The sequence below is a fragment of the Actinoallomurus iriomotensis genome (genome assembly GCF_030269445.1).
In the GTDB taxonomy this organism is placed as follows: domain Bacteria; phylum Actinomycetota; class Actinomycetes; order Streptosporangiales; family Streptosporangiaceae; genus Actinoallomurus; species Actinoallomurus iriomotensis.
The window spans coordinates 359440-382653 of the sequence record NZ_BSTJ01000011.1 but is presented as its reverse complement, the minus strand read 5'-3'; the positions used below and the strand labels follow the sequence as shown (position 1 = coordinate 382653).

Sequence of the window (23214 nt, the reverse complement as noted above, 5' to 3'; positions counted from 1 at the left end):
TGAGGCCGGCCAGCCTGCCACAAGTCGAGACCAGTGAGCCCGCCGCGGCCAGGACCGAGGCGCCCGCCGCAGGTTGAGGCCGGCCAGCCTGCCACAAGTCGAGACCGGTGAGCCCGCCGCAGACAGGACCGAGGCGCCCGCCGCAGGTTGAGGCCGGCCAGCCTGCCACAAGTCGAGACCGGTGAGCCCGCCGCAGACAGGATCGAGGCGCCCGCTGCGGCCAGGACCAGTCGACCTGCCGCAGGTCGGGAGCGGTCCGCCTGCCACGGGTCGGAACCGGCGGGCCCGCCGCGGCCAGGACCGAGGTGCCTGCCGCAGCCGGGACCGGTCGGTCTGGCGTGGTCGGGGTCGGTGCGGTTGCCGTGGTCGGGGTCGGTGCTGGTAGAGGGATGGTCGGTCAGGCGGCGGCGCGGAACGGGGGCGTGTCGCCGTCCTCGTCCGTGTCGTCGATGTTTTCGGACTTGTCGGTGAGCTGGGTGGTGAGTTCTTCGGCGTCCTCATCCAGGTCGGCTTCGAGCCAGCGGTCGGCCATGTCGTCCGCTTCGCGGCGGTCTTCTGGGAAGGCGGAGCGCTGGGCGCGTTGGAAGCGGGCCACTCCCCGGCTGAGGTCATGGCCGACGGTGGTGGCTTCGATCTGGGCGGAGAAGCGCTTTTGCCCATCCTTGACGTACTCGCGGATGCGGAGCTTGCCCGTGACGATGATCGGGTCTCCGCGTTGGAGCTCACAGGACTGCAGGTTGTCGGCGAGCGTGCGCCAACAGGTCACGGTCAGGAACATCGGGTCGTCGTCGCGCCACTGGCCGATCTCCCGGTCGTAGCGGCGTGGGGTGCTGCCGATCCGCAGCGACATCAGCGACGTGCCGCTCGCGAGAACTTCGAAGATGGGGTCTTGGGCGACGAAGCCGATCACAGTGACGACTGCCTCGTTCACGAAGGGGTCCTCCGGTCTGTCAGTGGCGGTCCGGTGCCGCCGATGTGACAACCACGGTGACGGACATCGAGTGGGCACCACCAGACCCCTGCGTAGCCTGTGTATAACTCACCGTGAGCGAACGATGGCGCATGGCTCGCCCGGCGCTCAGCCTGTACTGACCGTCGTCCCGGACGACCGGTCCCGGCCCAAGCGGAGACGGGATGGTACGGCTGCGCAGCTCAGGCGAACGTAATGAATGCGAACGCGCCCCGCGCTCACCCGATGCCGACCGGCGTCCCGGCATGGCGCGGCCGACCGCAAGGAGCGTCCGGACCGGAGTGAGACGGTCCGGCAGCTCAGTGGACGAGTGGGCTGATGGCGGTGGAGAGTTCTTCGCGGAAGGTCTTGTACACCGCCAGCTCGCGTTCGACCGGTTCGAGGACCAGGGTGCGGGCGGACTCGTTGATGCCCGAACGCATTCGTTCTTCCAGGCGTTCGCTGTGGCGGACCGAGGACAGGGCGATCATGTTGCGGGCGGCCGAGGACGTGAAGGCGCCCAGGCCCAACGCACAGACGATCAGCAGGCAGACGTACGGAATCAGGCCCGTGTCGCCCAGGACGGTCCACGGTGCGTGGCCCAGCTTCAGCGCACCGTAGGCCACGATGGTGCCGAGCCAGACCAGGCCCAAAACCGAGGCGGCGATGAGGACCCACTGCCAGGCGCGGACGATCCACCACCACGCCGGGATCTGGTTGAAGGTCGGCACGACGTCGCGGAGCGCGTTGCCGAGGGACTCCGGAAGCTGTTCCGCCTTCGACCGGCCCGCCTCGCGGACCGAACGCTGCCACGACGGCGGCAGGTCCTCCACGACCCCCTCCGTCACCTCCTGCAGGGCGTTGTCCACGTGCGCCTGCTGGGCGTTCACCGGTGTCGTGAAGGCCGCGCGCAGCTCCTGGCGCAGTTCGCCCAGCCGCATGCGGCGCAGCGGGTCGGAGTGCATGCGGGCGGCCAGGCGGCCGACCGGCCAGCCGACGTAGTCGTGGGCGCGCAGGGAGTAGGCGCTCTCCATCGACTCCGCCACGGCCGGAACCCCGGCGGCGTCCGCGAGGGCCTCGACGAGGGCCGCGGCGCGGCGGTCGTCGACCTTCTCGGCAGGCTCGGCGGGGCCGTACTGGCCCTCGAAGCGCTTGACCAGGCGGTCGATGTCGGCGACGAGACGGTCGAGCCGGGCCTGGCGGGCGGCGACCGCGTCGGCGAGCACCTCGCGGAAGCCGTCGACGCCCGTGCCGGCCTTGGCGGAGGTGGTCAGGATGGTCGGGCCGCCCATGCCCTCGGCCTCCAGCAGGCGCCGGAGGTCCTTGACGCACTCGGTGACCTCTTCGGGCTCCAGGCGGTCGATCTGGTTGAGGATGATCAGGGTCACGCCGGTGTGGCCGGAGAGCTGCTCGAAGTAGCGCCGGTGGACGGCGAAGTCGGCGTACTTCTGCGGGTCGAGGACCCAGACGATGAGGTCGGCGACGCTGACGTACTTGTCCACCTCGGCCAGGTGCGCCGCGCGGATCGAGTCGTGGTCGGGCAGGTCGAGCAGCACCAGGCCCTGCAGGGAGCCCACCTGGCCCTCACCGTCGAGGGCGCTGGCGCGGGCGTAGCGGTGACGCGACTCGATCTCCAGCCAGTCGAGCAGCGGGCCGGCGCCGCCGAGGCCCCAGACGCAGGCGTGGGCGGAGCTGGTCATCGGCCGGCGCAGGCCGGTGGGTGACAGCTCAAGGCCGCACACCGCGTTGAACAGCGATGACTTGCCGCTGCCGGTGCCGCCGGCCAGGGCGACCACCGTGTGCTCACCGGACAGCCGCAGGCGCTCGCCGGCGCGGGTGAGCAGCGCCGCCGCGTCGTCCATGAGCGACTGGTCGACCCGGCCCTCGCCGAGGGCGACGAGCCGGTCGAGGACGTCCAGGCGGGTGGACAGGCCGGACGGCGCGGGCCGCGGTGGAGTCTGGATCTCCTCAAGCGAGGAGACCGGCGGTGTCGTCGCCGTCATCGGTCGCGCTCCTCGTCGTGTCGGGAAAGTACCCGGGAGTGGCTCACCGGGCGACCTCAAGGTTGTATGTGGCCTGGTAGAGCTGGACCGGTGTGGTCTCGTCCGGCACGCCCGCGCCGTCGAGGGCCTGCCCGAACCGGATGGCCTCCTCGTCGTAGAGCATCCCGATCCGGCCACGCAGGTCGGCCCTGGCCTTGGCGCTCATGCTACGCAAGGATTCGGCCCCGAACAGCGCCTTGAGCAATCGCTGCGGCACGGCGCTGGTGCCCGTCTCGACGGGCGCGTCGCTCGTGCCGAACCCGAGGAGCCCGACCATCAGCACCAGCGACAGCGCCTCGTCGTCGTAGGAGACGAACTTGGCGACGGACCGCTTGGTGACGCCCTCGGTGCGGATCAGGTCGATGATGTGCTCCTGCCAGGAGCTGACGGCGCGGGTGGCGCGGCGGGCCAGCTCCGCGGAGGCACGGCCGAGCTCGTCGGCGCGTCCTTCGAGCAGCTTGGCGCCGGCCGGGCGGTCCCGCCACCGGGCCACGACGTCCTCCGCCGCGCGTTCGGCGGCGGCGATGACGAGGGACTCCAGGCCGCTGCGCAGCGCGACCTTCAGCGCGCGTACGCGGGCCGGGGCGCGACGGCGGCGTCCGCCCCGGTGGCCCGCCTGGCCGCCCCGCGACTGCAGGGCGCGCTCGAGATCACCGGTGCCGGCGAAGTCCTGCCAGCGTGCCAGCACCTCGCCGCGCAGCAGGGAGCCGTTGCGCGTGGCCTCGTCGAGCTCGGCCAGGGCCTCGGCGTACGCGGCCTCGGCCTCGTCGCGCAGCACCGTGCGCAGGGCGACCTGCTCCTCGACCCGCTTGGCGAGCTCGGGGACGCGAGTGCGGAAGGTGTCCAGCACGCTACCCAGCGTAGACCTGATGACATCGGCCCGGCCATCTTCGTCCTCGGTGATGCCGGTCAGCCACTCCTGCACCTCGTCGGACATCTCTTTGGGCAGCATGCCGCCGGAGACCTTGGTCTCGGGGATGGTGAACTGGGCCGCCGCCTCGAGGCCGTTGTCCTTGAGCATCTCGGCGAAGTGGGCGACGACCTCCTCGCCGCCCTCCTCGGGCACCCGCGACAGGACGATGCCGAGGGTGGCGCCGTGGTCGCGCGCCCGGTGCAGCAGCCGCCAGACCTGCGCGTCGGCGTACCGCGCGGCGGTCGTCACGCACATCCAGATGTCGGCGGCGGCCAGGAACTGGGCGGCGAACTCGTGGTGGTCCTCGAACACCGAGTCGACGTCGGGGCTGTCGAGCAGCGCGAGCCCGCGCGGCAGCACCTCGCTCTTCATGATCACGAGCTGGTCGCCGACGACGGCGTCGGGCGCCGGTCCGGGCACCCGGCCGAACCCCGGCAGGACGTAGCGTTCGTCCAGCCACCAGTCGGCGTCGTCGGGGTGGCAGACCAGGATCGGGCTGCTCGTGGTCGGCCGTAGCACGCCCGTGGCGCTGACCCGGGCGCCGACGAGCGTGTTCACCAGCGTGGACTTGCCCGCGCCGGTGGAGCCGCTCAGCACCACGAGCAGCGGGGAGTCGGTGCGCCGCACTCTGGGCAGCACGTAGTCGTCGAGCTGGTTCAGCAGGTCCTGCTGTGTGGTCTCCGCCTCTTCGGTGCCCGGTGCGTCAAGGACGAACCGGACAGAGGCGATCTGGTCCCGCAGTTCGGCCAGGACCTCGTCGAGTGGGAGGGACGCCGCCCTGTGCTTGGCGGCGCCCTGATCAGCCGGGGGTGTCACGGAGCCGCCCCATATCCGCTCGCAGCAATTCGATCTCTTGAGCCACCTGAACGACCTCGCCGGCGACGACGATCGCCGGTGGCCGTACTCCGCTGGCCGTCATCTCGTCCGCAACAGTCGCGAGGCTCGCCATGAGCGTGCGCTGGCTCTGCAGCGTACCGTCTTGGATCACCGCGACAGGTGTGTCCGGCGACCGACCATAGCGCATGAGAGTGTCGGCGATCACACGCATCCGCTCGACGGCCATGAGGAGAATGAGCGTGCCGTGGGAGCGCCCGAGCGCCTCCCAGTCGACCGTCGAGGCCGGGTTTCCGGGGGCGACGTGCGCGGACACCACGTGGAACTCCTGCGCGACGCCCCGGTGAGTGACCGGGATGCCGACCGCGGAGGGTACGGCGATCGCACTCGTGATGCCGGGCACCACCGTGACCGGAATGCCCTCCCGTACGCAGTGGAGCACCTCTTCGGCGCCCCGCCCGAACACGAAGGGGTCGCCGCCCTTGAGGCGCACGACGAACCGGCCGGCGCGCGCGTGCTCGACCAGCGCGGCGTTGATGTGCTCCTGTGTGACCGACCGGCCGTACGGGATCTTGGCCGCGTCGACGATCTCCACGTCGCCGGGGAGTTCGTCGAGCAGTTCGCGCGGCGCGAGCCGGTCGGTGACGACCACGTCGGCCTGGGCGAGCAGCCGGCGGCCGCGCACCGTGATGAGGCCGGGGTCGCCGGGCCCGCCGCCCACGAGGGCGACGCCGACGGGCTTGCGGCGCGAGTGGCGGGCGGTGATGCCGCCGTCGCGCAGGCCGTCGAGGACCGCGTCGCGCACACCGGCGGCACGCCGCGGGTCACCGCCGGCCAGCACCGCCACCGAGGTCTCGCCGACGCGGCCGCTCGCCGGGGTCCAGGCCGCGGACGCCTGCGCGTCGTCGGCCCGCACGCACCAGATCCGCCGCGCCTCGGCCTCCGCGGCGACCGCGGCGTTGACCTCGCCGTCGTCGGTGCAGGCCTGCACGAGCCACGCGCCGTCACAGTCGCCCGTGCGGTACGGCCGGCGCTCCCAGGTCAGCTCCTCGCGCGCGACCAGGTCCTCCAGAGCCGGGGTGACCTCCGGCGAGACGAGGAGCACCTCGGCGCCGGCGGCCAGCAGCGCGGGCACGCGCCGCTGGGCGACGCGCCCGCCGCCCACGACGACGACGCGGCGTCCGTCGAGGCGCAGGCCGAGCAGGTAGGGGGGCAACTCTCGGGTCTCCTGAGTCGAGCTCGGGTCAGGCACGGCCACGGGCACCGGCCATCACGGGTTCTTCGCCACCATGTTCAGGCACCAAGGTACTCGTCCCTGGTCAAGCCTTGTCCGCCACACCGGCGGAGTCGAAGGTCGCGACTTCGTGCAGCACGCGTACGGCGCTCTGGACCAGCGGAAGCGCGAGCAGGGCCCCGGTGCCCTCGCCGAGCCGGAGTTCGAGATCGACGAGAGGACGCAGTTCGAGGTGCTGGAGCGCGGCCGCGTGACCCGGTTCGGCGGAGCGGTGGCCCGCGACGCAGGCGCCTCGTACGTCGGGGGCGAGGGCCGCGGCGGCCAGCGTGGCGGCGCCGGCGATCACGCCGTCGAGCACGACGGGCACCCGCGCGGCGGCGCCGCCGAGGACGAAGCCGGCGATCGCCGCGTGCTCCAGGCCGCCCACCTCCGCGAGGACGGTGAGCGGGTCGCTGCGCTCGTCCAGGCCGGCGCGCTCCAGCGCGGCGCGCACGACCTCGATCTTGCGGGTGCGGGTGGCCTCGTCGACGCCCGTGCCGTAGCCGGTGACGTTCTCCGGCGCGCGGCCGGTGAAGGCGGCGATGAGGGCCGCGGAGGCGGTCGTGTTGGCGATGCCCATGTCGCCGGTCACCAGGCAGCGGTGGCCGTCGGCGACCAGGTCGCGGGCGAGCTCGATGCCGGTTCCGACCGCCGCGCGCACCTGTCCGTCCGTCATGGCGGGCTCGCGGGTCATGTCCGCCGTGCCGTGGGCGGCCTTTCGGACGATCAGTCCGTCGGCGGCGGGCAGGTCGGTACGGACGCCGACGTCGATGACGCGGACGTCGGCGCCGGTCTGGCGGGCGAAGGCGTTGACGACGGCCCCGCCGGCGAGGAAGTTGCCCACCATCTGGCCGGTGACCTCCTGCGGCCAGGGGGTGACGCCCTGGGCGTGGACGCCGTGGTCGGCGGCGAAGACCGCGACGGCGGCGGGCTCGGGCATGGGCGGCGGGCAGGCGCCGGCGAGCCCGGAGAGGCGCACCGAGAGCTCCTCCAGCACGCCGAGCGCGCCGCGCGGCTTGGTCAGCCGGTCCTGGTGCGCCCGTGCCGCGGTCATGGCCGCCTCGTCCAGCGGACGGATAGCGGCGATCGTCTCGGCGATGAGGTCCATGGGGTCTCCTTGACTGAGGGGTGAGGGTCGAGTCAGAGCCGGAGGACGTCGGCCAGTTCGGCCACGAAGGCCGTGACCGTCGACTCGTCGCGCACGGCGACGCGGAACCAGTCGGGGCCCAGGCCGGGGAACGTGTCGCCGCGCCGCACGGCGTAACCGCGCTCGCGCAGCGCCGCGCGCACCCCCGAGCCGCCGGGCGCCCGGACGCACAGGAAGGACGCGCGGGCGCCGGGGACGACGTGCAGGCCGAGGCCGGTCAGGGCCCGGGCGAACCGTTCGCGGTCCACGGTGAGCTCGCGGGCCCAGGCGTCGGCCTCGGCCACCGCCCGCGGGCTCACGCAGGCCTCGGCTGCCACCAGCGCGGGCGTGGACACCGACCAGAGAGGCTGCGCCGCGGCCAGGCGCGCGACGAGCTCGGGTTGGGCGAGCACGTATCCGGCGCGGAGCCCGGCCAGGCCCCAGGTCTTGGTCAGGCTGCGCACGACGACCAGGCCGGGCAGGCGGCGGCCCGCGAGGCTCTCGGTCTCGCCGGGGACGCAGTCCATGAACGCCTCGTCCACGACGAGCGTCCGGCCGGGGCGGGCGAGCGCGGCGAGCTCCTCCGCCGGGTGCAGCACCGACGTGGGGTTCGTGGGGTTGCCGACCATCACCAGGTCGGCGTCGCCGGGGACCGGGCCGAGCCGGAAGCCGCCGGTGAGGACGACGCGTGCCACGTCGTGGCCGGCTGCGCGCAGGGCGCTCTCCGGCTCGGTGAACTGCGGGTGCACGACCACGGCGTGCCGGGGCCGCAGCACGCGGGCGAGCAGCACGAACGCCTCGGCGGCGCCGGCGGTGAGCAGGACCTCGTCCTCGTCCCGTCCGTGGCGGCGCGCGACCGCGCGCCGCGCGCGGGCGGGATCGGGGTAGGCGGCGAGGCCCGCGACGCTGTCGCGCAGCAGGGCGGCGAGCCACTCCGGCGGCGTGCCGTGCCGCACGTTCACCGCGAGGTCGACCAGCCCGGGGCCGACCTCGGCGTCGCCGTGGTGCCGCAGGTCGACGTCAGTGTGCATGGACGTGGGACGGGTCGTCGGGGTGGTGGTGCGGGCGCTGCGGCGCGCCGACGCGGTGTTCGAAGCCCGGCATCGGCAGCCGGTACACGCACGTGTCGCAGTTCATGCGGATGTCGCCGCGCAGCGCCTCGTCGTAGCGTTCGAGCACGAGGTCGGCCAGCCCCTCGCAGTCGCCGATCACCTCCGCGCAGCGCACCTCGGCGCCCGTGAACGCCCGCGCCTCCTCCGCCACCCGGTCCGGCAGCACGCCCGGGAACAGGAAGTACGGCAGGACGACCACGCGACGGGCGCCGAGCCGGCGGCAGCGTTCGAGGCCCTCCGGCACGCTGGGGCGGGCCAGGGAGACGAACGCGGTCTCCACCATGGCCAGGCCGCGGCCCTCCCACAGCAGCCGGGCCGCCTTGCAGACCTCCGCGTTGGCGTCCGGGTCGGTGGAGCCGCGGCCGACGAGGAGTACCGCCGTGTCGGCGCGCTCGGCCGAGTCAAGCACGGCGTCCAGGCGCTCCTCCAGCAGCCGCAGCAGCGTCGGGTGCGGGCCCAGCGGACGGCCGTAGGCGTACGTCAGGCCCGGCTGACGGGCGCGCTCGCGGGCCAGCGCGGCGGGCATGTCGCCCTTGGCGTGCCCGGCCGCCACGAGGACGAGGGGAACCGCCGCGACGTGCCGGTGCCCGGCCGCGTACAGCGAGGCGACCGCGTCGGTCAGCGGGGGCGGCGAGAGCTCGATGAACCCTCCGGCGACGTCCACGGGCAGCCGCCCGCGCAGGCGTTCGACGAAGCGGCCGAACTCGGCCACGCCCGCGTCGTCGCGCGTACCGTGACCGACCACCAGCAAGGGAGTCACGAGCCCTCCTTCGTCGGGGAAGGTGACCACGGAGGCGCGCTTTCCGGTTCCCTCGCTTCGCTCGGTCACGCGTCCCCCTCGAAGTACAGCAGGGCGTTGAGCGCGGCGGCGGCGACGGCCGACCCGCCCTTCTCCGAGACGTTGCTGACGGCGGGCAGGCCGCTGTCGCGCAGCGCGGCCTTGGACTCGACCGCGCCGACGAACCCGACCGGCAGGCCGATCACGAGGGCCGGCGCGACGCCGTGCTCGATGATCTCCTCCAGGGCGGTCGGCGCGTTGCCGACGACCCAGACCGCGCCCGGTCCCGCCTCGGCGTAGGACAGCCGGATCGCCGCGGCCGAACGGGTGAGCCCCTCGACGCCGGCGGCGGCCGGGTCGGAGATCGAGCAGATGGCCGGCCGCGCGGTGATCCCGGCGGCGACCATGGCGACGTCGGTCACGATCGGCGCGCCCTCGCGCAGCGCGCGCAGGCCCTGGCGGAGGTGCTCCTCGTCGGTGACCAGGTCGGTGGCGTACTCCAGGTCGGCGCTGGCGTGGATGACGCGTTCGGTGACGGCCCGGGTGAGGGGTGGCAGCGCGCCGAGGTCGACGCGCGAGCGCAGGATCTCCAGGGACCGCGCCTCGATGGGGTGGATGGTTCTCATGACTCCTCGATGGCGTCGGCGGGGCAGACCTCGACGCAGTCACCGCAGCCGGTGCAGCGGGAAAGGACGTGGAGGGGGCTCATGCGGTCGCCGGCCCAGCCCGCGCGGGGCCGGATGGCGCGTTCGGGGCAGGTCAGCAGGCACGCGCCGCAGCCGGTGCAACGCGAGGTGACGCGCACGGTCACGCCCATCGGTACCCCCGCGGGGTGACGAAGCGCCCGGCCACCGTACGGCTGCGGCTGGAACCGACGACCACGACGGTGAACATGTCGACCCGCGCGGGGTCGACGTCCGCCAGGGTGGTCAGCGTGACCGACTCGTCGGGGCGGCCGGCGTTGCGCACGTATCCGACCGGTGTCGAGGGCGGCCGGTGGGCGGCGAGGACGCTCAGCGCCTTGGGCAGCTGCCAGTCGCGCGCCCGGCTGCGCGGGTTGTAGAAGCAGACCGTGAAGTCGCCCTCCGCGGCGGCGGTGACGCGGCGCTCGATCACCTCCCACGGCGTGTGCAGGTCCGACAGGGAGATGTACGCGTGGTCGTGGCCGAGCGGCGCGCCGAGGAGGTTCGCGGCGGCCACGGCGGCGGTGACGCCCGGCACGCCCTCGACGTCGATGTCGTCCCCGGCGAACTCCAGCGCCGGACTGGCCATCGCGTAGATGCCCGCGTCGCCGGAGCCGATGAGCGCCACGGCGTGGCCCGCCGCCGCCTCCGAGACGGCGGTACGGGCCCGTTCCTCCTCCTGACCGAGGCCCGAGGCGAGCACCCGCGCGCCGGGGCGGATGAGGTCACGCACCTGCTTGACGTACTGGTCCAGGCCGACGATGACGGAAGCGCGCTGGAGCACGGCGACCGCCCGTGGCGTGAGCAGGTCACGGGCGCCGGGGCCGAGCCCGACGATCGCGAGCCGCCCGCGCGGCCTCAGCCGGGCGACGGCGGCGGTGGCGTGCGCGGACTTGCGCTTCTCCACGACGAGCCGGGCGCCCGACCCGGCGGTGAGCAGCGCGGCGGCCTCGGCGACGCTGGGCGTGCCGACCTCGGCGCGTACGACGTCGGAGGGGTTCGGGACCGCCACGGAGGCCAGCGCGTCGGCCGGGTGCGTGACGACCTCCCAGCCGCGTTCGCGCGCCGCCTGGAGGATGCCCTCCTCGTCGGCCTTCAGGTCGGCGGTCGCGAGGTACCGCACCGACTCGGGCGCCAGTTCGCCCTCGGCCAGCACCGAGTCCACGAGCGCGGTCACCTCGGCCGCGGGCACCCCGCGCGCCGAGCCGACGCCCACGACGAGGGACTTCGGGCGGTAGACGAGGGCGCCGTCGAACCGGCCCTCGTGGCACATGCACTCGTACGCGGCCTGGTCGGTGACGAGTATGCGGTGGCCGCCGGGCGGCGCGTCGGGCGAGACGTTCGGCGGAAGGGGCGGCAGCGGCCAGCCGTCGGCGCCCTCCAGCCGCACCGGCTCCCCCGACAGCACGGCGGCTCCGACGTGCGCGAGCAGCCCGGGGTCGTGCACGGTGAAGCCCAGGTCGGCGCCGTAGGAGTCGAGCGGGGTGACGTTGCTCGCCTCGCTCGCGGTCGTCACGACCGGGGTGCAGCCGAGCACGCCGGTCAGCCGGTGGGCGAGGAGGTTCGCGCCGTGGTGGCCGCCGAGCACGGCGACCGCGAACGTCATCGACTCGTCCACGCAGACGACGGCCGGGTCGGTCGTCTTGTGGCCGAGCAGCGGCGCCAGCACGCGCACGGTCGCGCCGACGGCCAGGAAGCTCACCACGGCGTCGCAGGTGCGCCACGCCTCGCGCAGCGCGTCGGCGGCCTTCTGGTCGGTCAGCAGCCGCACCTCGTCCGGCCAGGCCGCCTGAAGCGTCGCCGCGGCCGTACGCCCGCCCGCGGTGGCGGCGACCACTCCGATCATGAGAGCCTCCCCGCCAGCAGGAACACCGGGTTCTGCGCGTCGAGGCGGAACGAGTCGCCCGGCAGGTCGGCGAAGCGCGAGGCGGCGAGCTGCACGCCCTCGACGGCGTACCCGGCGTCGGTGAGCGCGCGGCGGGCCCGCACGGCGCGGTCGACCGCGGCGTACGTGGCGACGACGGTCCGCGGGCGCCGGGCGAGCACGCCGCCGAGCGCGGCCAGTCCCCCGCCGCCGACGAACACCGCGTCCGGGTCGGGCAGCCCCTCGAAGGCCTCCGGCGCGCTCCCCGGCACGAGCCGTACGGCCGGTCCGGCGTTCTGCCGGATCAGCTCGCAGGCGGACGGGTCGCGCTCGACCGCGATGACGGCGGCGTGGTGCGCGGCGCACTCGACGCCGACCGAGCCGCTGCCCGCGCCGACGTCCCAGACGAGCATGCCGAGGGTCGGCCGGAGCCGGGCCACGGCGACCGCGCGCACCTCCCACTTGGTGATCATCCCGGCGCGGTGCCGGTAGCCGTCGCCGATCCAGTCGCCCGGCGGCGCGGCGGGCTGGTTGTGCGTCCGCGCGGCCGACTCGGACTCGCGCACGACCAGCACGACGTTCGGCTCGGCCCACGCGCGCGCCGCGGCCTCGGCCGGCGCGCAGCGGGTGATCCGCTCGTCGCCGGCGCCCAGCCGCTCGGCGACGTACAGCGTGACGTCCCAGCCGGCGAGCCCGGCGCCCAGCTCCGCCGGGCCGTACCCGGGCGCGGTGAACACGGCCGTCTTGGGCATCGCCCGGCACGCGTTCACCGCCGTTCGCGGGTCACGGCCGTGCGCGCTCACCACCACCGCGTCGTCCCACGGCAGGCCGATCCGCGCGAACGCGCCCGCGACCGAGGACACCGCGGGCAGCACCTCCGGCGTGTGACCGCGCTCGCGCAGGGCCCGCACGATGCCGAAGAAGCCGGGATCTCCGCTGGCCAGCACGACGGCGTCACCCGCCGCGCCGACCTGGTCGAGGGCCGCGGCGACGTCGCCCATGACGACCTGGCGGACGTGCGCCGGCGGGCGTACCGCCTCCAGGTGCCGCCGTCCCCCGGCCACCACGGAGGCGGAGGACAGCCGGTCCATCGCCCGCCGCGGCAGCGGGGAGCCGTCGCAGCCCACGACCGTGATCATCTGCTGAGCCGCCCGTACATCGCGATCATGCGCTGGCCGGTGAAGTCGACGAGGACCACCTGGGCGGCGATCGTCCGGCCGGCCTCCGTGGTGAACTGCTCCAGGACCTCGGCGACCCGGCGGCACAGCTCGCGCCCGGCCCGGCCCAGCAGCCCCTCGCCCTCCCACAGCTCGTACGCGTGCCGCGCCGTGTTCGCCTCCGCGACCCGCGCGGCGAGCTCCTCCGAGCCGCCCATGACGCGGGTGATCTCGGCGAGCAGGTCGGTGTCGACCTTCGAGCGCGTGTAGTGCGTCATCAGCACGCCCGAGGCGAGCTTGGTCAGCTTGCCGGCCATTCCGACGAACACCACCTGGGTGACGCCGTGCTCCACGGCCCTGCGGAGCGCCGCCCCGGTGAAGTCGCCGACCTCCACGAAGCACACGTCGGGCAGCTGCGGCAGCAGCCGCATCGCGCCCTTCTCGGTGCGGCCCCCCGTGCACAGGACGAGCGTGCGCTCCCCCTGCGCGCCCATCACCGCGACCGCCTGCTCCACGCTCGCCCGCCACGACGCCGTCGAGAACGGGCGCACGATCCCGGTCGTGCCGAGAATCGATATCCCGCCGAGGATGCCGAGCCGTTTGTTCGTCGTCTTGCGCGCCATCTTCTCGCCGTCGGGCACCGAGATGACGACGCGTACCCCTCGCGTCTTAAGGTCCACAGACTCCCCCACCGCCTGTTCGATCATCTTGCGCGGCACCGGGTTGATCGCCGGGCCACCGAGCTCCAGGCCGAGGCCGGGCTTGGTGACGACGCCGACCCCGATGCCGCCGTCCAGCTCGATGCCCGGCTCGTCCCGCCAGCGGGCGGTCGCGGTCAGCCGGGCACCGTGCGTCACGTCAGGATCGTCGCCCGCGTCCTTGATCACCACTGCCTCGGCCCGGTCGGCGTGGATCAGGCACGAGTCGACGGCGAACGTCACCCGCCGGCCCGACGGCAGCGCCACCTCGACCACGTCCTGCGCCCGCCGCGACACGAGCGCCTCGGCCGCCGCCTTGGCCGCCGCCGACGCGCACGTGCCGGTCGTCCAGCCGGTGCGCAGGGCCTGCTGCCGGACCTTCATGGTCCGGGGCAGGTCCGGTTCGTACGGGGTCCGCTCAGCCGCCACGGAGCACCTTCCGCGCCGCGGGGTCGGCACGCCGGTGACCGTGGAAGTGACCCGGGTGGTACAGGTGCGAGCGGGTGCCGCCCGCCTCCAGCGCCGGGCCGACGAGCACGAGCGTGTGCTTCCACAGCCGGTGCTCGCGGGTGGTCTCGGCGAGCTCGTCCAGACGGCAGCGCACGATCAGCTCGTCCGGCCAGGTGCACTGGTAGGCGACCACGCACGGAGTGTCGGGCGGGTAGCCGCCCGCCAGCAGCTCCTCCTGGAGCTGCCGCGACCGGGCCGCCGACAGGAACAGCGCCATCGTCGTGCCGTGCCGGGCGAACTCCCGCACCTCCTCCCCCGGCGGCATCGGCGTCTTGCCGCCGCCGAGACGGGTCAGCACGACCGACTGGGCCACCTCGGGGATGGTCAGCTCCCGGCCGACCGCCGCGGCCACCGCGGAGAAGCTCGACACGCCGGGGACGATCTCCGTGGCCAGGCCGAGCTCCGCGCATCGGTCGAGCTGCTCCTGCAGCGCGCCCCACAGCGCCGGGTCGCCGGAGTGGATCCGCGCGACGGTGAGCCCCTCGGCCGCGGCGCGCTCGTAGTAGGGCAGCACGCCCTCCATCGGCAGCGCCGCCGAGTCGACGATCTCCGCGTCCGCGCGGGCGTGCGCCAGAACGTCCTCGTGGACCAGGCTCGCCGCCCAGATCACCACGTCCGCCTCGGCGATCGCCCGTGCGGCGCGGAAGGTCAGCAGGTCCGCCGCGCCCGGTCCGGCACCGACGAACACGACCCTTCCGTCGGTCATGAGTCCCTCGCCTTCAGTTTCCCGCCCAGGGACGTACGGCGTCCGGGCACGATCAGGGTGGACAGGTACGGCACCGGGCCGGTGATCTCGCTCGCCGGGCGGACGTCCTCGTCGGGCAGGCCGAGCCGCGCGCCGTACACCGCGTCGCCGAGCCGTCCGGCGTCGGCGACCGCGGCGAGCACCTCGTCCGCGACCTGGCCGAACTTGTACGCCACGACGGTGTCTCCGGTGGCCAGCGCCGTCCGCAGCCCGCCGGCGCCGCCGGTGAGCGGCAGGAGGGTGAGCGACTCGGTGCCCTCGGCGAGGACCGTGCCCGAGCGCGCCGCCAGATCCTGCATCGCGGTGACGCCCGGGACGGTCTCCACCTCGACGCCCGGCGCGCGCTCGCGTACGGCCTGGGCGAGGTAGGTGAAGGTGGAGTAGACGTTCGGGTCGCCGATGGTGGCGAACGCGACCGTACGTGCGCCCTGCTCGAAGGCCTCGACGACGCGGCGCGCGGCGGCGTCCCAGGCGTTCGCGCGGCGCTCGGTCACCCCGCCCCGGTCGTTCAGCGCGAAGACGACGCGTTCGGCCTCCGCGACGTGCGCCCGCACGACGGCCTCGGCGCGGCCCTGCTCGCCGGGCGCCATGACCGGGACCAGCACGAGGTCCGCCTCGCGCAGGACCCGTACGCCGCGAACGGTGACCAGCTCGGGATCGCCGGGCCCGACCCCGACGCCGACGAGCCTCACAGCTCGTCCTTCAGCAGCCGGAACCGCACCATGTCGGCCGGTTTTCCGCCCGGCAGGGGCCGAGCCTCGCGGAGCACGTCCTCCCGAGTGAACCCGGCCCGCTCGGCGACGCGCTGCGACGCGACGTTCCCGACGGCGGCGAGCAACTCGACGCGTGTCAGCCCCAGCCCGAAGGCGTGGCGTGCCACCGCGCGCACCGCCTCGGTGGCGTAGCCCCGCCCGCGCGCGGCCGGACCCAGCCAGTAGCCGGTCTCGGCCACGCCCGTCTCCCAGTCGGCCCGGCCGATGCCGACCCCGCCCTCAAGCCGGCCGGCGTCCCCCGGGACGATCGCGAAGTTGAGCGCCCGCGACAGGTCGCCGGCCGCCTCCTCGGTGCACCAGCGCACGGCCTTCTCCCGAGTGAAATCCTCTGACCAGGGCATCCAGCGGCGGACCTCGTCGTCCACGGCCGTGAGATAGGCGTCGACGTCGCCCGCCTCGATCGGCCGCAGGGTGAGGCGGCCGGTGCGGAGCGCCGTGGGCGCGAAGCCGGCCATCACAGCTCCCCCTCCAGCAGGCTGAACAGCACCATGTCGGAGCGGCCGTCCGGCGCGGGACGCGCCTTGCGGAGCACGCCCTCGCGGGTGAACCCGGCCCGCTCGGCGACACGCTGCGACGCGACGTTGCCCGGGGCGGCGAGCAGCTCCAGCCGGTACAGGCCGAGGCCGAAGGCGTACCGCGCCACCGCGCGCACGGCCTCGGTGACATAGCCGTGCCGCCGGTCGGCGGGCCCGATCCAGTAACCGGTCTCGGCCACGCCCGTCTCCCAGTCGGCCCGGCTGAACCCGATCACGCCGCCGAACCGGCCGGTGCGCTCCGGCACGATCGCGAAGGACGCCTCCCGCCGCGGGTCGCGGAACGCCTCCTTGGCGCACCACCGGCGCGCGCTCTCCAGCGTGTACCCGCGCGCCCACGGCATCCACCGCCGCACGACCTGGTCGACGGCGGCGAAGCAGTCGGGCGCGTCGCCCTCCTCGGGCGGCCGCAGGACCAGCCGCTCGGTCCGCAACGTGGTGGGTTCAAAGAAAGTCATGACAGCTCGCTGGCGAGGAGGCTGAACAGGACCGCGTCGGACCGGCGGCCGGATCCGATGAGCATCGCCTCGCGCAGCACCGACTCGCGGGTGAAGCCGGCCTTCTCCGCGACGCCCTGGGAGGCGACGTTGCCGACGGCGGCGAGCAGCTCGATCCGGTGCATGCCCTTCTCGAAGGCGTACGCGGCCACGCCGCGCGTCGCCTCCACCGCGTACCGGTTGCGGCGCGCCCAGGGCGCGATCCAGTAGCCGACCTCCGCGCGCCCGTCGGTCCAGTCGGTACGGCCGATGCCGATCGAGCCGGCGAACCGCTCGCCGGCGACGATGGCGAAGTTCATCGCCCGCGCCGGGTCGGTGTGGGCGTGCGTCGTGCACCAGTCGACGGCGGTCTGCGTCGTCTGCGCCGACGCCCACGGCATCCAGCGCCGGATCTCCGGGTCGCGGCTGGCGGTAAGGACGTCTTTAGCGTCTTCTTCTTCAAATGGCCGCAGCAGCAGCCGTTCGGTCTCCAGCAGAACACCCTCGTCGAAAGTCATGCGGCCGCCCCCACGAAACGCGTTGCCATCTGAGGCATCCCAGCCCAGTGGAGATGAAGGTAGGAGGCAAGGCGATTCGCCGAGCTGAAGCCATCCGGTCCCTCGGCGGACCACTGCCAGGCGGGTGGAGCGTCCGCCCCCCGCGAGCAGACGGTGCGGTGGAACTCGTGCCCGCGCACCCGCTCACCGGCCCGAGCCACCGGCGAGTCGCGCACCGCGACCGCCTCCCGGTAGCCGAGCGTCAGCCGCCCGGTCATCCGCGCCTCCGCGTCGAACACCCCGCACATCGGCAGGTCGTCGAGCCGCCGGGCGAGATAGAGCAGACCGGCGCACTCGGCGTATATCGGGCCACGGAACGCCGCGACCGCGCGGCGCAACGGCTCGTTGGCCGACAGCTCCGCGGCGTACGTCTCGGGGAATCCGCCGCCGATCACCACCCCGCCGGTCTCCGGCGGCAGGGCGGTGTCGCGCAGCGGGTCGAACCGCACGACCTCGGCCCCCGCGGCGGCGAGCAGTTCCTCGTTCTCGGCGTAGCCGAACGTGAACGCCGCGCCGCCCGCGACCGCGATCCGCGCGCGCCCGGCCGGCGCGGCGATGGCCGGGTCCCAGGGCTCGGCGGCCAGCGGCGCTGCGGTGTGCGCGAGCGCGACCAGGCCGCGCAGGTCGCAGCTCTCCGTGACGAGCGCGCCCAGGCGTTCGACGGTCGCGAGGGCCTCGGGACGGCGTTCGGCGGCCGGGACCAGGCCGAGGTGACGTGACGGCGTGGCCGCGTCGTCGCGGCGGCGCAGCACGCCCAGGACGGGCAGCCCGGTCTCCTCCACCGCCGCGCGGCAGATCTCCTCGTGCCGGTCCGAGCCGACCCGGTTGAGGATCACGCCGCCGACCCGGACGCCGGAGTCGTAGGTCACGAAGCCGTGCACGAGGGCCGCGACGGACCGGCCGGCGGACGCGGCGTCCACCACCAGCACCACCGGCGCGCCGAGCAGCTTGGCCACGTGCGCGGTCGAGGCGAACTCCCCCGCGCCGGCCGCGCCGTCGTACAGGCCCATCACGCCCTCGACGACGGCGATGTCCGCGTCCCGCGCGCCGTGCAGGAACAGCGGCGCGACGAGCTCCTCGGCGGTGAGCCACGGGTCGAGGTTGCGGCCCGGTCGCCCGGCGGCGAGCGCGTGGTACCCGGGGTCGATATAGTCCGGGCCGACCTTGTGCGGCGAGACGTCGAGGCCCTGTGCGGCCAGCGCGGCGATCAGTCCGGTGGCGACCGTCGTCTTGCCGCTCCCGGACGCGGGGGCGGCGACCACGAGCCGCGGGATCACCACTCGATGCCCTTCTGCCCCTTCTGGCCGGCGTCCATGGGGTGCTTGACCTTGCCCATGTCGGTGACCAGGTCGGCGATCTCCAGGAGCCGGGGGTCGGCGTCGCGGCCGGTGACGATGACGTGCTGGTGGCCCGGTCGCGCCGCCAGGGTGGCGACGACGTCGTCCACGTCCACCCAGCCCCACTTCATCGGGTAGGTGAACTCGTCCAGGACGTAGAGCGTGTACGTCTCGGCGGCGAGGTCGCGTTTGATCTGCTCCCAGCCCTCGCGGGCGTCCGCGGCGTGGTCCTCCTCCGTGCCGGGCCGCTGGATCCACGACCAGCCCTCGCCCATCTTGTGCCAGACGACCGTCCCGCCCTCGCCGGACGCGCCGAGCACGCGCAGCGCGCGCTCCTCACCGATGCGCCACTTGGCGGACTTGACGAACTGGAACACCCCGATCGGCCAGCCCTGGTTCCAGCCGCGCAGCGCCAGCCCGAACGCGGCGGTCGACTTGCCCTTGCCCTGGCCGGTGTGGACGATCACGAGCGGGCGGTTCCGCCGCTGCCGCGTGGTCAGCCCGTCGTCCGGGACGTTCTCGGGTTTGCCGCGCGGCATCAGGCGACCCTCCGATCGCGTACGACGCCGGCCAGGCCGTCGGCGGGCAGGTCCTCCAGGCGGACGATCTCGGCGCCGAGGCGTTCGGCGAGCCGTGCCGCGAGGCCGAGGCGCACCGGGCCGCTCTCGCAGTCGACCACCACCGAGGTGGCCTCCCGCAGCAGGGCGGCGGCGCGCAGCGCGTCGTCGACCGAGCCGTGCGTCGCGCGGCCGTCGGTGACGACGACGACGAGCGGGCGCCGCGCCGGGTCGCGCAGGTGCTCGGCGCGCAGGACGCCCGCGGCCCGCAACAGGCCCGCGGCGAGCGGCGTGCGGCCGCCCGTCGGCAGGTCCTCCAGGCGGCGTGCGCCGGCCTCGACCGAGGAGGTCGGCGGCAGCGCCGTCTCGGCCGAACCGCCGCGGAAGGTGACCAGGCCGACCTTGTCGCGTCGCTGGTAGGCGTCGAGGAGCAGGCTGAGCACGGCGCCCTTGACCGCGCGCATGCGCTGCCGGGCGGCCATCGAGCCGCTGGCGTCCACGACGAACAGCACGAGGTTGCCCTCGCGTCCCTCGCGGACCGGCTCACGGATGTCATCGGCGCGGATCACCAGGCCGGGTCCGCTGCGTCCACGCGACCGCTGGTGGGGCGCGGCGGCGAAGAGGGTGCCGGCGAGGTGCACGGTGCGAAAGCCCGGCCGGGCGCCGGTCGTGCGGCCGTACGGGGTGCGCGCGCGGGAGCGGCGGCCGGGCGCGCCCTCGCCGATGCCCGGCACGACGAACAGGCGTGGGCGGTAGGCGGCGTCGGCCGGGGACGTCGTCGGCCGGTCGGGGCGCGGCCCCGCGTTGCCCGACAGCGCCTGGCCGATGTCGACCAGCGCGCCCTCGGCGGGCAGGTCCACCGCGTCGGGCACGGGCGTGCCGGAGCCCGGACCGTCGGGATCGGTGTCCGGATCGGGCTCGGGCTCGGGGTCCTCGGTGGTGACCTCGGCGCCGGCCTCTGAGTCGTCCTCCTCGACCGGTGGCCGTGGCTCGGGAACGGGCGGCGAGGGCGGCTTCGGCCGGGTGGAGCCGGGCCGCGGGTCCTCCTCGGTGTCGTAGTCGCCGGTGCGGTCCAGCACGTCGTCGAGCCGGTCCTCGTCCAGGCCGGGCGCATCGAACGGGTCACGGCGCCGCCGGTGCGGCAGTGCGAGGCGCGCGGCGAGGCGTACGTCGGCGGGCGTGACGGCGCCGCGGTCGTGCCAGGCGGCCAGCGCGATCGCGGCGCGGGCCATCACCAGGTCGGCCCGCAGGCCGTCGACCTCGAACTCCGCGCAGACCGCGGTGATCTGCCGCAGCGCGCCGTCGGACAGCACGACCCCGGGCAGGCGGTCACGGGCGGCACGGATGTGCCAGGCCAGCTCGGCGTCGGCGCGCGACCAGTCGGCCGCGAACCCGGCCGGGTCGGCCTCGTAGGCCAGCCGGCGGCGTACGACCTCGGCGCGCTCGTCGGGGTCGCGGGTGGCGGCGACCTCGGCGGTCAGCCCGAACCGGTCGAGGAGCTGCGGACGCAGCTCACCCTCCTCGGGGTTCATGGTGCCGACGAGCAGGAACCGGGAGGCGTGCCGCACCGAGACGCCCTCGCGCTCGACGTAGGACTGTCCCATCGCCGCGGCGTCCAGGAGAAGGTCCACCAGGTGGTCGTGGAGGAGGTTCACCTCGTCGACGTAGAGCACGCCCCGGTGCGCGGCGGCCAGCAGGCCGGGCTGGTACGCGCGCACGCCCTCGGTGAGCGCGCGCTCGATGTCGAGGGAGCCGACGAGCCGGTCCTCCGACGCGCCGACCGGCAGCTCGACGAGCCGGGCGGGCCGCTCCTGCCGCTCCGCCTCGTCGTGCGGGCCGTCGGGACACTCGGGGTCGGGCGCGTCCGGGTCGCAGGAGAACCGGCAGGCGGCCACGGTGGAGACGGCCGGCAGCAGCCCGGCCAGCGCGCGGACGATGGTCGACTTCGCGGTGCCCTTCTCGCCGCGTACGAGGACGCCGCCGACCGACGGCGACACCGCGTTGATCAGCAGGGCGAGCTTGAGGTCCTCCAGCCCCGCCACGGCGGAGAACGGGTAGGTGTTCACCCGGTGTTCGTCCTTCCTCGGGTTGCGCGCCCGTAGGTGGCCTGCAGGTGGCGGCCGGAGTCTCCTGGCTGCCGGATCGTCGCCCGTCCTCGGCCTTCCGGCTCACGCCGTGGCCGTCGGTTGAGGACGGACTCCCCGGTCACAGTTGCGCGACAGCCCCGGAATCTCACCGGGTTCCTCCGCGTACCGCCGATGCACAGCATGGCACACGGCCGATCTCGGCTCGACAGGTGTGCGCCGGTCTGCTCCTGTTTAGATGAAACAGGTTCTACTTCTCCCGGAGGCGCGCATGAGGCTCGGCATCAACCTCGGCTACTGGCAGCGGGACCCCGTGGACGACACCGAGACCGTGCTCGCCGCCGAACGCCTCGGCTACGACCAGGTCTTCACCGCGGAGGCGTACGGATCCGACGCCTTCACGACGCTGACCTGGTACGGCGCACGCACCTCACGGATCGGCCTGGGCACGGCCGTGACGCAGATGTCGGCGCGCACCCCGGCCGCCACCGCCATGCACGCGCTGACCCTCGACGCCCTGTCCGGCGGACGGCTCACGCTCGGCCTCGGTGCGTCCGGGCCGCAGGTCGTGGAGGGCTGGTACGGCGTGCCGTTCGCCCGGCCGCTCGCGCGCACCCGCGAGTACGTCCGGATCCTGCGCGACGTGTGGCGACGCGCCGAACCGGTGACCAGTACCGGCCCGCACTACCCGCTGCCGCTGCGGTCGTACGGGGTGGGCGACGGGGTGACGGGCCTGGGCAAGCCGCTGAAGTCGATCGCGCACCCGCTGCGCCCGGACATCCCGATCTACCTCGGCGCGGAGGGCCCGAAGAACGTCGCGCTGTCGACGGAGATCGCCCAGGGCTGGCTACCGCTGTTCGTCGACCCGGAGCGGATCGAACCGGTCTTCGGCGCGTCGCTGCGCGACCGCCCGGACGGCTTCGACATCGCCGCGACGGTCACCACGATCGTCACCGACGACCTGACGGCCGCGCTGGAGGTGGCCAAGATCCCGCTGGCGTTCTACATCGGCGGCATGGGCGCCCGCGACCGCAACTTCCACCTGGACCTGATCGGCCGGCTGGGGTACGCCGAGGAGGCCGCACGGGTGCAGGACCTGTTCCTCGCGGGACGCCGGGACGAGGCGATCCGGGCCGTACCGGACGCACTGGCGGACGCGATCTCCCTGCTCGGTCCGCTCGACCGGATCCGCGAACGCCTGCGGCTGTGGCTGGACTCCCCGGTCACCACCCTGCTCATCGCCGGAGTGAAGGACGAACCGACCCTCAAGGCGATCCGCGCCATGGTCCCCGCGTAAGCCACCGGCGATCAGACGCCGTCGATCCAGTACCGGTGCAGCCGGGCGATGGCCTCCTCCTTGGTCATCGCCGCGACTTCTCGCTCGTCGAGACCGGCCCTGGAGATCAGCAGATGGACGAGATCGGCGGGCAGCGCCTCCGGCGGTGGCGTGGGCATCCCGCGATCGGGCACGACCTTGTCCTGAACACAGGCCCAGAAGCTCGCCTCATCCACCTGGAGTTGATCGCGGAGTAGGTGACCCCAGATGCTGCGGCCGTAGATGCTCCGGTCGACCGGATGGGAGATCCGGGTCCTCAGGATCCGGCCGTCGGGGAGGTCCAGTTCATAGGTGACGCGATGGGTCCCCGTCCGTCCCCGGGCGGTCCGTACCGGACGCCATTCCTCGGTCTGGCAGAAGCGTTCGTGATCCTCACGGGTCGGTTGCGGCCAGGTCACCGGGTCTCGCCCACCAGCCAGTCGCGCAACTGTGCGTCATCACTGAGGCTGATCAGCTGGACAAGGCCCCAGTTCTCACGGTGGCTCGGAGCGTCGAGCAGGTGGTCCTGCCAGTCCTCCGCGTACTCACGCAGCGCTTCGATCATCTCGGCGACGGCCTCGTCGAAGGTGGCGCCGTCCGCGGCGACGGGCAGCCCCGGGATGAAGAGGGACCAGCCGCCGGATTCGGGGACCACCTGCGCGTGAGACGGAGTGACCGTCGCGAGGTAGTGGCGCAGCCGCTCGACGTCCACGATGGCGGTCGTGGCGGACTCGCGGCGCACCGTGGCCACCAGGCCTCTCTCAGCCGCGTCCAGGAGCGCCTTCAGATGCGCACGGGCATCCGTATAGCTGTCGAAGTGAACGGCGCCCATGGGCATACCTCCGTCGGAGCGGGCCTTCAGAGTGGCGTCCGGCGTCAAGTACGTCAAGTACGTCAC

The 23214-nt window shown here is 74.0% G+C and carries 23 protein-coding genes and 1 riboswitch; of the genes, 1 reads left to right on the top strand and 22 read right to left on the bottom strand.

The window, feature by feature from the left end; genetic code table 11:
- Positions 1-397: 397 nt before the first annotated feature.
- From QSK37_RS38730 to QSK37_RS38635, 20 genes are all read right to left on the bottom strand, one after another.
- On the bottom strand, positions 398-910 hold the full coding sequence (locus tag QSK37_RS38730; protein WP_285631068.1) for a single-stranded DNA-binding protein: 513 nt from the start codon (positions 908-910) through the stop codon (positions 398-400).
- Positions 911-1269: 359 nt separating this feature from the next.
- On the bottom strand, positions 1270-2952 hold the full coding sequence (locus tag QSK37_RS38725) for a GTPase family protein (protein ID WP_285574261.1): 1683 nt from the start codon (positions 2950-2952) through the stop codon (positions 1270-1272).
- Between the two features lie 43 nt (positions 2953-2995).
- Entirely contained in the window at positions 2996-4720 is a 1725-nt protein-coding gene (locus tag QSK37_RS38720; protein WP_285631065.1) for a GTPase family protein, read from the bottom strand.
- Positions 4704-5954, bottom strand: coding sequence for a uroporphyrinogen-III C-methyltransferase (gene cobA, locus QSK37_RS38715; protein ID WP_285631062.1), 1251 nt, complete (start codon positions 5952-5954; stop codon positions 4704-4706). Before cobA ends, QSK37_RS38720 begins: the two co-directional genes overlap by 17 nt.
- Positions 5955-6057: 103 nt before the next feature.
- Positions 6058-7119, bottom strand: coding sequence for a nicotinate-nucleotide--dimethylbenzimidazole phosphoribosyltransferase (gene cobT, locus QSK37_RS38710; protein ID WP_349498022.1), 1062 nt, complete (start codon positions 7117-7119; stop codon positions 6058-6060).
- 32 nt (positions 7120-7151) lie between these two features.
- Positions 7152-8168 (bottom strand): Rv2231c family histidinol phosphate aminotransferase CobC, encoded by a 1017-nt coding sequence (cobC, locus tag QSK37_RS38705; RefSeq protein WP_285631059.1) that lies wholly within the window; start codon positions 8166-8168, stop codon positions 7152-7154.
- Positions 8158-9009 (bottom strand): sirohydrochlorin chelatase, encoded by an 852-nt coding sequence (locus QSK37_RS38700; protein ID WP_285631056.1) that lies wholly within the window; start codon positions 9007-9009, stop codon positions 8158-8160. Before QSK37_RS38700 ends, cobC begins: the two co-directional genes overlap by 11 nt.
- A 65-nt stretch (positions 9010-9074) precedes the next feature.
- On the bottom strand, positions 9075-9653 hold the full coding sequence (locus QSK37_RS38695; protein WP_285631054.1) for a precorrin-8X methylmutase: 579 nt from the start codon (positions 9651-9653) through the stop codon (positions 9075-9077).
- Positions 9650-9844 (bottom strand): ATP-binding protein, encoded by a 195-nt coding sequence (locus tag QSK37_RS38690; RefSeq protein ID WP_285631052.1) that lies wholly within the window; start codon positions 9842-9844, stop codon positions 9650-9652. Before QSK37_RS38690 ends, QSK37_RS38695 begins: the two co-directional genes overlap by 4 nt.
- On the bottom strand, positions 9835-11556 hold the full coding sequence (cobJ, locus tag QSK37_RS38685) for a precorrin-3B C(17)-methyltransferase (protein ID WP_285631050.1): 1722 nt from the start codon (positions 11554-11556) through the stop codon (positions 9835-9837). The genes QSK37_RS38690 and cobJ overlap by 10 nt, the downstream gene beginning before the upstream one ends.
- Entirely contained in the window at positions 11553-12713 is a 1161-nt protein-coding gene (gene cbiE / locus QSK37_RS38680; RefSeq protein ID WP_285631048.1) for a precorrin-6y C5,15-methyltransferase (decarboxylating) subunit CbiE, read from the bottom strand. The genes cobJ and cbiE overlap by 4 nt, the downstream gene beginning before the upstream one ends.
- Positions 12710-13858, bottom strand: coding sequence for a cobalt-precorrin-5B (C(1))-methyltransferase (locus QSK37_RS38675; protein WP_285574236.1), 1149 nt, complete (start codon positions 13856-13858; stop codon positions 12710-12712). The genes cbiE and QSK37_RS38675 overlap by 4 nt, the downstream gene beginning before the upstream one ends.
- Positions 13848-14645: a precorrin-4 C(11)-methyltransferase gene (gene cobM / locus QSK37_RS38670; protein WP_285574235.1), complete on the bottom strand. Its 798-nt coding sequence runs from the start codon at positions 14643-14645 to the stop codon at positions 13848-13850. Before cobM ends, QSK37_RS38675 begins: the two co-directional genes overlap by 11 nt.
- A complete protein-coding gene (gene cobI, locus QSK37_RS38665) occupies positions 14642-15376 on the bottom strand; it encodes a precorrin-2 C(20)-methyltransferase (protein WP_285631046.1) in 735 nt (244 codons plus the stop codon). Before cobI ends, cobM begins: the two co-directional genes overlap by 4 nt.
- On the bottom strand, positions 15373-15912 hold the full coding sequence (locus tag QSK37_RS38660; RefSeq protein ID WP_285631044.1) for a GNAT family N-acetyltransferase: 540 nt from the start codon (positions 15910-15912) through the stop codon (positions 15373-15375). The genes cobI and QSK37_RS38660 overlap by 4 nt, the downstream gene beginning before the upstream one ends.
- On the bottom strand, positions 15912-16448 hold the full coding sequence (locus QSK37_RS38655; RefSeq protein ID WP_285631042.1) for a GNAT family N-acetyltransferase: 537 nt from the start codon (positions 16446-16448) through the stop codon (positions 15912-15914). Before QSK37_RS38655 ends, QSK37_RS38660 begins: the two co-directional genes overlap by 1 nt.
- Positions 16445-16984 carry a GNAT family N-acetyltransferase gene (locus QSK37_RS38650; protein WP_285631040.1) on the bottom strand — a complete coding sequence of 180 codons (540 nt, stop codon included), beginning with the start codon at positions 16982-16984 and terminating at the stop codon, positions 16445-16447. Before QSK37_RS38650 ends, QSK37_RS38655 begins: the two co-directional genes overlap by 4 nt.
- The gene (locus QSK37_RS38645) at positions 16981-18300 is read right to left on the bottom strand and encodes a cobyrinic acid a,c-diamide synthase CobB (RefSeq protein ID WP_285631135.1); all 1320 of its coding nucleotides are present in this window, start codon (positions 18298-18300) and stop codon (positions 16981-16983) included. The genes QSK37_RS38650 and QSK37_RS38645 overlap by 4 nt, the downstream gene beginning before the upstream one ends.
- Positions 18297-18899, bottom strand: a complete 603-nt coding sequence (gene cobO, locus QSK37_RS38640) for a cob(I)yrinic acid a,c-diamide adenosyltransferase (protein WP_285631038.1) — start codon at positions 18897-18899, stop codon at positions 18297-18299. Before cobO ends, QSK37_RS38645 begins: the two co-directional genes overlap by 4 nt.
- The gene (locus QSK37_RS38635) at positions 18899-20983 is read right to left on the bottom strand and encodes a magnesium chelatase subunit D family protein (protein WP_285631036.1); all 2085 of its coding nucleotides are present in this window, start codon (positions 20981-20983) and stop codon (positions 18899-18901) included. The genes cobO and QSK37_RS38635 overlap by 1 nt, the downstream gene beginning before the upstream one ends.
- A gap of 57 nt (positions 20984-21040) precedes the next feature.
- Positions 21041-21163, bottom strand: a riboswitch (cobalamin riboswitch).
- A 109-nt stretch (positions 21164-21272) separates the two neighbouring features.
- Between QSK37_RS38635 and QSK37_RS38630 the strand changes: the two genes are divergently transcribed.
- Positions 21273-22298 (top strand): LLM class F420-dependent oxidoreductase, encoded by a 1026-nt coding sequence (locus QSK37_RS38630; RefSeq protein ID WP_285631034.1) that lies wholly within the window; start codon positions 21273-21275, stop codon positions 22296-22298.
- 11 nt (positions 22299-22309) lie between these two features.
- Here the strand turns inward: QSK37_RS38630 and QSK37_RS38625 are convergent, their stop codons facing one another.
- Both QSK37_RS38625 and QSK37_RS38620 read right to left on the bottom strand, forming a co-directional pair.
- Positions 22310-22735, bottom strand: coding sequence for a cytotoxic translational repressor of toxin-antitoxin stability system (locus tag QSK37_RS38625; RefSeq protein WP_285631032.1), 426 nt, complete (start codon positions 22733-22735; stop codon positions 22310-22312).
- Positions 22732-23148, bottom strand: coding sequence for a prevent-host-death protein (locus QSK37_RS38620; RefSeq protein ID WP_285631030.1), 417 nt, complete (start codon positions 23146-23148; stop codon positions 22732-22734). Before QSK37_RS38620 ends, QSK37_RS38625 begins: the two co-directional genes overlap by 4 nt.
- Between the last annotated feature and the right edge of the window lie 66 nt (positions 23149-23214).